Here is a 7347-nt window from a genome sequence, read left to right on the forward strand (position 1 = left end):
GGAAAGATTTGTGAGGAGGGATTGGTTTTTGTCTTACCTGAGGACATTCAAATAAGTAGAATTGTTTGGTTAGCGGAAGGCGATATAATTGTTGTAAGAAGCGGGGCTTACACGGGGGATTCAGCGATTATCTCGAGAACATATGCGCGATCTATTGCTGGTTTTGATATGGTCCTAAGGTGCCATAAGGCAAATCCAGAATTTGTTCAATTTACCTTTTTAAGTAACTATTTAAAAGAAGGTCAAATAGATATTGTAAGAAAACGTGCAGCGCAGCCGCACCTGAATGCTGAGGAGCTAGGGTTATGTCTCATTGCTACCCCCCCCCTTCCGGAACAATCCGCCATTGCCGCTTTCCTGGACCGGGAGACTGGCAAAATCGATGCGCTGGTGGCCGAGCAGGAAAAGCTGATTGTCCTGTTGAAGGAGAAGCGTCAGGCCCTCATCTCCCACGCCGTCACCAAGGGGTTGAACCCCGACGCCCCGATGAAGGACAGCGGCGTGGAATGGCTGGGGAAGGTGCCGGAACATTGGGGGGTGAAGCGACTACGGCATATCAGTCCTGGGATAACTGTTGGTATAGTCGTTGAACCATCAAAATACTACTGCGATGAAGGGGTTCCAGCGCTTAGATCATTAAATATAGAATCTGGAAAAGTAAATCGTGACAATTTAGTCTATATTTCATCTGAGGCCAATATATTATTGAACAAATCTAGGCTTCGTGCTGGAGATTTAGTTGTAGTACGCTCAGGGCAGCCAGGAACAACTGCCGTCGTTCCTTTAGATCTGGATGGGTGTAATTGTATTGATCTTATTATCATTAGAAAACCAGAAAATGGATATGAAAAATATCTTTGTTGGTATCTGTCTTCAGATATGGCGACTCGGCAGTTTGAATTAGGTTCTGATGGGGCAATCCAGAAGCATTTCAATATTGGTATGGCTCTGGACCTCATTGTACCGATCCCCCCCCTCCCGGAACAATCCGCCATAGTTGCCCATCTCGACCAACAGACCGCCCGGCTCGACGCCCTCGCCGCCGAGGCGCAACGGGCCATCGAGCTGCTGAAAGAGCGCCGCTCCGCACTGATCTCCGCTGCCGTGACCGGCAAGATCGATGTGCGGGGTCTTGGGAACAGGGGGGCGGCATGAGTTCCTTTTCCGCCCGCTATCTGTCCCGCTTTGTCGTTCCGCTGCGGCTGGTGCGGACAGTGGCGACACTGGCCGAATATCGGGGCAAACAGACTCTCTGGGCGCAGACCAAACCGGAGGTGCTGAAGCGACTGCGGCAGGTGGCCATCATCGAAAGTGTCGAAGCCTCCAGCCGCATGGAAAATGTCGAAGTCGGTCCACATACTTTCGACCGCATCGTGCGTCATGCCGCCGACCCCGCCACCACCGATCGCTCCCAGTCCGAACTGGCCGGATATCGCGATGCGTTGACCATGATCCATCAAAACGCCGCCGACATGCCGCCGACCGAAAACATCGTCCGGCAATTGCATCAAACCCTGATGCGCTATACCCCGGCGGGCGGGGGTCAATACAAACAGGCGGCGAACGACATCGTGGAAAAAGATGCAACCGGGACCATCTCCCGGATTCGTTTGCGCACGGTGACTCCGGCGCTGACCGCAACGGCCATGTCCGCCCTGCATGACGGCTTCGCCGCCGCTTTGGAAGCGGGAGAGATCGAGCCGGTGCTGTTGATTCCGCTCTACATTCATGATTTCCTCTGCATCCATCCCTTTCCCGACGGCAATGGCCGGGTCGCCCGATTGATGACCCTGTTGCTGTTGCACCGACTGGGCTTCGATGTGGGCCGTTATGTCAGCCTGGAACGGCTGATCGAGGAGAGCAAGGCCACCTATTACGACAGTCTCGCCCTCTCCGATACCGATTGGGCCGCCGGCAAACACGATCACGCCCCCTTCACCGACTATCTCCTGGGGGTGGTCCTGGCTGCCTACCGGGAGTTGGAACGAAACACGGCCGTTGACCTGGATCATGGGGCGCGAACCCGCATGGTCGAACGGGCGGTGGAGTCCTTGCCCGTTCAGTTCCGCCTTGCCGAGGTGGAAAAGCGTTGCCCACTGGTAGGCCGCGATACCATTCGCTCCGCGCTGACCAAAATGAAGCATGAAGGCCGCATTATCAGCGAAGGACGAGGCCGCGCCGCCACCTGGCGGAGGCTCTCGTGAGATCTGGAAAGGGATGAAATCACCTTGAATGGATTAAATACCCCACATTTAATCCATTAAATGCGATTTCATCCATTGATGGCCTGGAAGATTGCCGGTTCCGGCGCGATTTTGAATCCGACGCGGCTCTTCTTGCGCAAAATGCGTGAAGAAGGCATTCTGCATCCGTTACGTGAACAGAGCGGGCGACGCTCGACCAAACACGGGTAGCGGTATTGTTTTAATATGTTATCTTTTAGAAATCAAAAAAAGAAAATGTTCTGTCTTTTGACGTTGATTTATTCTCTTTCAATAATTTTTTAAAGAATAACGTCAACGGATAGAACATTTTCTTTTTTTGATACTTAAAAGAAAAATATTAAAAGGCGCGCCATGAACCTGCACCGGGAAATCGCCTTCGAAAACGACATCTGCCGGCATTTGGCGGACCATGGCTGGTTGCATGATCCGGACGACGCGAGCGGTTACGATCGCCGGTTGGCGCTGTATCCCGCCGACGTAACGGCCTGGGTGAGGCAGACCCAGCCCCGGGCGTGGGAGGCGCTGCTCAAGAACCACGGAGCGGCGGCGGAAACGACCCTGCTCGATCGCCTGCGCAAACAACTGGATGACCGGGGCGCCCTGGAGGTGCTGCGTCACGGCGTGGAGTTGCTGGGACTGCGGCAACCTCTGATCCTGGCCCAGTTCAAACCGGCGCTGGCCATGAATCCCGAACTGCAAACCCGCTACGAAGCCAACCGGCTGCGGGTGGCGCGACAAGTGCGCTACTCGCTGCACAACGAAAACGCCCTGGATCTGGTGCTGTTCCTCAATGGTCTGCCCGTGGCCACGGTGGAACTGAAGAGCGACTTCACCCAATCGGTCGAGGATGCGGTGGATCAGTACCGCTTCGACCGCCACCCGCACCCCAAAGGTCAGGGCGCGGCGGAACCCCTGCTGGAGTTCCCCCGCGGGGCGCTGGTCCATTTCGCCGTCAGCAACTCCGACGTGCGCATGACCACCCGACTCGACGGCAAGGCCACCCGCTTTCTGCCGTTCAACAAGGGCAACGAAGGCGGCATGGGCAATCCCGTCAATCCCGAAGGCCATCAAAGCGCCTATCTGTGGGAAGAGGTCTGGCAGCGGGACTCCTGGCTGGAAATTCTGGGCCGATATCTGGTGGCCAACAAGGACGCCAAAAAGCGCATCACCGGGTGGACCTTTCCGCGTTACCATCAACTGGATGTCACCCGCTGTCTGGTCCGAGCCCTGCTGACGGAAAAGAGGGGTGGCAAGTTCCTGATACAGCATTCCGCCGGGTCGGGAAAAACCATGTCCATCGCCTGGACGGCCCATTTCCTGGCGGCCCTGCACGACGAAAACCAGATCAAGTTGTTCGATTCGGTGCTGGTGGTCAGCGACCGGACGGTGCTGGATGCCCAGTTGCGGGAGGCCATCGACGGTTTCGAACGCACGGCCGGTGTGGTGGCCAGCATCACCGGAGAACGCGAAAGCAAGAGCAGCGAGCTGGCCAAGGCGCTTTCGGGCAGCAAAAAAATCGTGGTCTGCACTCTGCAGACCTTTCCCTTCGCCATGCAGGCGGTCTACGAACTGGCCGCCACCCAGGGCAAACGCTTCGCGGTGATCGCGGACGAAGCCCACTCCTCCCAGACGGGCGCGGCGGCGGCCAAACTCAAGCAGGTGCTTTCGGCCCAGGAGCTTCAGGAGCTGGAAGACGGCGGAGAGGTTGGCATGGAAGAGATGCTGGCCGCTCAAATGGCCAGCCGTTGCAACGAGGCCAACATCACCTACATTGCCTTCACCGCCACCCCGAAGGCCAAAACCCTGGAGATCTTCGGTCGCCGCCCGGATCCCGACCAACCCGCTTCCGCTACCAATCTGCCCGCCGCGTTTCATGTCTATTCCATGCGACAGGCCATCGAGGAGGGGTTCATCCTGGATGTGCTGCGCAACTACACCTCGTTCAAACTGGCCTTCAAACTGACCCACGACGGTCAGGAGTGGGATGAACATCAGGTGGAGCGCAGCGAGGCCTTGAAGGGCATTCTGCGCTGGGTGCGCCTGCACCCCTACAACATCGCTCAAAAGGTGCAGGTGGTGGTGGAACACTTCCGCGAGAATGTCGCCCCGCTGCTGGAGGGGCGCGCCAAAGCCATGGTGGTGGTCGGCAGCCGCGTCGAGGCGGTGCGCTGGAAACTCGCCATGGAGCATTACATTCGTCAGTGCGGCTATCGCCTGGGAACCCTGGTGGCCTTCTCCGGCGAGGTGAACGATGCCCCGTCCGGTTCCGAAACCTTCAGCGAAACCAGCCCCACGTTGAACCCCCATCTGCGTGGGCGCGACATCCGGGAAGCCTTCGCCACCTCCGAGTACCACATTCTCCTGGTGGCCAACAAGTTCCAGACCGGCTTCGACCAGCCGCTGTTGTGCGGGATGTACGTGGACAAACGGCTGGCCGGTATCCAGGCGGTGCAAACCCTCTCCCGCCTGAATCGGGCCTTTCCGGGCAAGGAGACCACCTGCATTCTGGATTTCGTGAATGACCCGGAAGAAATTTTGACCGCTTTCAAAACCTATCATGAAACGGCGCAACTGGCCGGCGTGACCGATCCGAATCTGGTGTACGACCTGAAAGCCCGACTGGATGCCACCGGCTATTACGATGACAACGAGGTGGAGCGGGTGGTCAGGGTGGAGCTGGATCCCGGCGCTTCCCAAGCGCAACTGGCGGCGGCTCTGGAACCGGTGGCGGACCGGCTTCTCCGGCGATATCGCCGGGCGCAGGAGGTTTTGCGGGAGGGTGGTGATGAGCAGGCGGCCAAGGATGAAATCGCCGTATTGCAGCAGTTCAAACACAATCTGGGAGCTTTTCTCCGGGTCTATCTCTTCCTGTCGCAGTTGTTCGACTATGGCAACACCGCTCTGGAAAAGCGGGCCATCTTCTTCCGGCGTCTGCTGCCTCTGTTGGAATTCGGGCGCGAACGGGAGGGGGTGGATCTTTCCAAGGTGCGGTTGACCCATCACAAGCTCAGGGATCAGGGCCGGAAAAACCTGCCGCTTGGCGAAGGCGAGGTCGACAGGCTGCAGCCCATGACCGAAACGGGCAGCGGCGAGGTTCGGGAGAAGGAGAAGGCCTTGCTGGCGGAGATCATCCAAAAGGTCAATACCCTCTTCGAAGGGGAGCTTTCGGACGATGACAAGCTGATTTACGTCAACCAGGTGCTGAAGGGCAAGCTCCTGGAGTCGGCGATTCTGATACAGCAGGCGGCCATCAACACCAAGGAGCGGTTTTCCGACTCAATCGATCTGGACCGGGAGTTGATGAACGCCATCATGGACGCCTTCGCCGCCCACACCACCATGAGCAAACAGGCCCTCGACTCCGATAAGGTTCGTCTCGGCCTGCGGGACATCCTGCTGGGACCGGCCAATCTGTACGAGGCGCTTCGGGCGCGCAGCGCCGCCGCCTGACCCGTGGTGCGGAAGCGCACTTCCCGATGATCGAAACCCTGTCCGGAGGATTCCATGACCCATCGCCCTGAAGGCCATCAACCCAAACATCGGTTCGACCCCAGCCGCGCCGCCTCGTTATTGGACCCGCAGCGGCGGTTGATCGACGATCCCTTGCCGTTGGTGCGGGAGATGGGGATCGGGTCCGGCATGCAGGTGGTGGATTTGGGCTGTGGGGCCGGTTTTTTCACTCCCGCGCTGCTGGAGGCGGTCGGCGAGACGGGTGGAGTTGTCGGGGTGGAGTTGCAGGAGCCCGTTCTGGCGCTTCTGCGGGAGCGCCTGGGCGATTCGCCCCGTTTGCGGACGGTTGTGGCGGATATTCTCGACACCGGTTTGCCGGCGGGGCAATGGGATGCGGTGTTTTGCGCCTTCACCCTGCATGAAGTGCGGGTTACGGAGGCGTTGATCGAGGCGCGTCGGCTGTTGCGTCCGGGTGGGTTGCTGGCGGTGCTGGATTGGGGGCATGCGCGGAGCTGTCCCGAGCGGGAGCCCGGTCGCGTGGCGGGGCCGCCGGAGGAGGAGCGGCTGTTGCCCGAAGCCCTGCGTCGCCAGTTGAGCGACGGGGGTTGGCGGGAGACGGCGTGCGGAGAGAGGTTGGGCGGCTGCCACTACTGGATCAATGCCCGGTAGAGGATAACGGGGGGCCGGGGGGGATTATCGGCGGGTCCGGGGCAGCGCCCTGGGACGTTTGCCGTTACCGCGATCCGGCGTGCAAGGTTCCGACCCATAACCCATCAGGCCGCTTGCGGCGAACGGGCCGCCTTTTCCAACTCCTCCCGAATGACCCGCCGCAAGGTCTCTTCCAACGGTTCCCGGTTGCGCTCCACATATTCCCGCAAGGCATCGTTCATCATGGTCTGGTAGTTGCCGCCACCCGCCTTTTCCACATACCCTCTGAACCAATCCAGTATATCGGCATCGATCCGAATGGTGATGCGCTCCTTGTTGCCGGTCTGCGGAAGGATCGGACCACGCCTGGCGTTGCTGAAATCAAACCCCTCTTTGGTCTTCATGGCTCATCCTCGTATAGTTGTCGTTCCCATCGTTCGGCTTTGCGGGCGCTGATCAGGCGAAGGCAATCCCCCCGATAGGTGAAAATTACCGCCAGAACCCGCCCCCTGGCATCTGCCCCGATGGCTTGAAACCGCTGCTCTCCCTGGCTGTCGCCTTCCGATACCAACGCCATGGGATCATCCAAAACAATCGAGGCATCCGCAAAAGAGACCCCGTGCTTTTCTTCGTTCGTCTTGGCCTTGGCAATGTCCCATACGATTTTCATGGCTACAAGCGTACATCCGATTGTGCATACATTCAACGAAATTCGCCGAACGGAGTCCTTTGTTTTTGAGGAAGTTTTAAAGAAGCTAGGCTGTTTTAGTTAGTTACAAGAAAAGATGAATTATAAAGTCAAAGGGCAGAACATTTTCTTTTATTGATATTTAAAGGATTAAATATTGAAAGTCAAAGGATTTGTGCCCGCACCACCCGTCCCGCCACCACCACCGCCAACCCCGCCGTAGCCGCCAGCATCGGCATGCCCCCCGGATGCAGCATCGCCAGGATTCCCACCCCCGACAAGACCAGAAACGCCGCCAGCGGCGTCAGCCGAATCTGCACCCCGTGAATCCACCAC

The 7347-nt window shown here is 58.2% G+C and carries 7 protein-coding genes; 4 read left to right on the plus strand and 3 right to left on the minus strand.

The features are described from left to right. From HQL56_16700 to HQL56_16715, 4 genes are all read left to right on the plus strand, one after another. A partial coding sequence (locus HQL56_16700) for a restriction endonuclease subunit S (GenBank protein MBF0311156.1) occupies positions 1 to 1155 on the plus strand: 1155 nt, incomplete at its 5' end. Beyond that, on the plus strand, positions 1152 to 2204 hold the full coding sequence (locus tag HQL56_16705; GenBank protein MBF0311157.1) for a Fic family protein: 1053 nt from the start codon (positions 1152 to 1154) through the stop codon (positions 2202 to 2204). The genes HQL56_16700 and HQL56_16705, both read left to right, overlap by 4 nt. Positions 2205 to 2576: 372 nt before the next feature. Beyond that, positions 2577 to 5675: a type I restriction endonuclease subunit R gene (locus tag HQL56_16710; GenBank protein ID MBF0311158.1), complete on the plus strand. Its 3099-nt coding sequence runs from the start codon at positions 2577 to 2579 to the stop codon at positions 5673 to 5675. A gap of 54 nt (positions 5676 to 5729) precedes the next feature. After that, positions 5730 to 6344 carry a class I SAM-dependent methyltransferase gene (locus tag HQL56_16715; protein MBF0311159.1) on the plus strand — a complete coding sequence of 205 codons (615 nt, stop codon included), beginning with the start codon at positions 5730 to 5732 and terminating at the stop codon, positions 6342 to 6344. A 104-nt stretch (positions 6345 to 6448) separates the two neighbouring features. Here the strand turns inward: HQL56_16715 and HQL56_16720 are convergent, their stop codons facing one another. The 3 genes from HQL56_16720 to HQL56_16730 form a co-directional block, all read right to left on the minus strand. Then, positions 6449 to 6727, minus strand: coding sequence for a BrnA antitoxin family protein (locus HQL56_16720; GenBank protein MBF0311160.1), 279 nt, complete (start codon positions 6725 to 6727; stop codon positions 6449 to 6451). Next, positions 6724 to 6993: a BrnT family toxin gene (locus HQL56_16725; GenBank protein MBF0311161.1), complete on the minus strand. Its 270-nt coding sequence runs from the start codon at positions 6991 to 6993 to the stop codon at positions 6724 to 6726. The genes HQL56_16720 and HQL56_16725 overlap by 4 nt, the downstream gene beginning before the upstream one ends. Positions 6994 to 7175: 182 nt before the next feature. Further along, positions 7176 to 7347, minus strand: a 172-nt coding sequence (locus HQL56_16730) for a hypothetical protein (GenBank protein MBF0311162.1), incomplete at its 5' end; no start/stop codon positions are given.

It is taken from the genome of Magnetococcales bacterium, assembly GCA_015231925.1.
In the GTDB taxonomy this organism is placed as follows: domain Bacteria; phylum Pseudomonadota; class Magnetococcia; order Magnetococcales; family JADGAQ01; genus JADGAQ01.

What these genes read in the sequence shown, in the direction of transcription:
- HQL56_16705 (MBF0311157.1), top strand. Translation starts at nt 1,152, where the DNA reads ATGAGTTCCTTTTCCGCCCGCTATCTGTCCCGCTTTGTCGTTCCGCTG.
- HQL56_16725 (MBF0311161.1), bottom strand. Translation starts at nt 6,993, where the DNA reads ATGAAAATCGTATGGGACATTGCCAAGGCCAAGACGAACGAAGAAAAG.
- HQL56_16720 (MBF0311160.1), bottom strand. Translation starts at nt 6,727, where the DNA reads ATGAAGACCAAAGAGGGGTTTGATTTCAGCAACGCCAGGCGTGGTCCG.
- HQL56_16710 (MBF0311158.1), top strand. Translation starts at nt 2,577, where the DNA reads ATGAACCTGCACCGGGAAATCGCCTTCGAAAACGACATCTGCCGGCAT.
- HQL56_16715 (MBF0311159.1), top strand. Translation starts at nt 5,730, where the DNA reads ATGACCCATCGCCCTGAAGGCCATCAACCCAAACATCGGTTCGACCCC.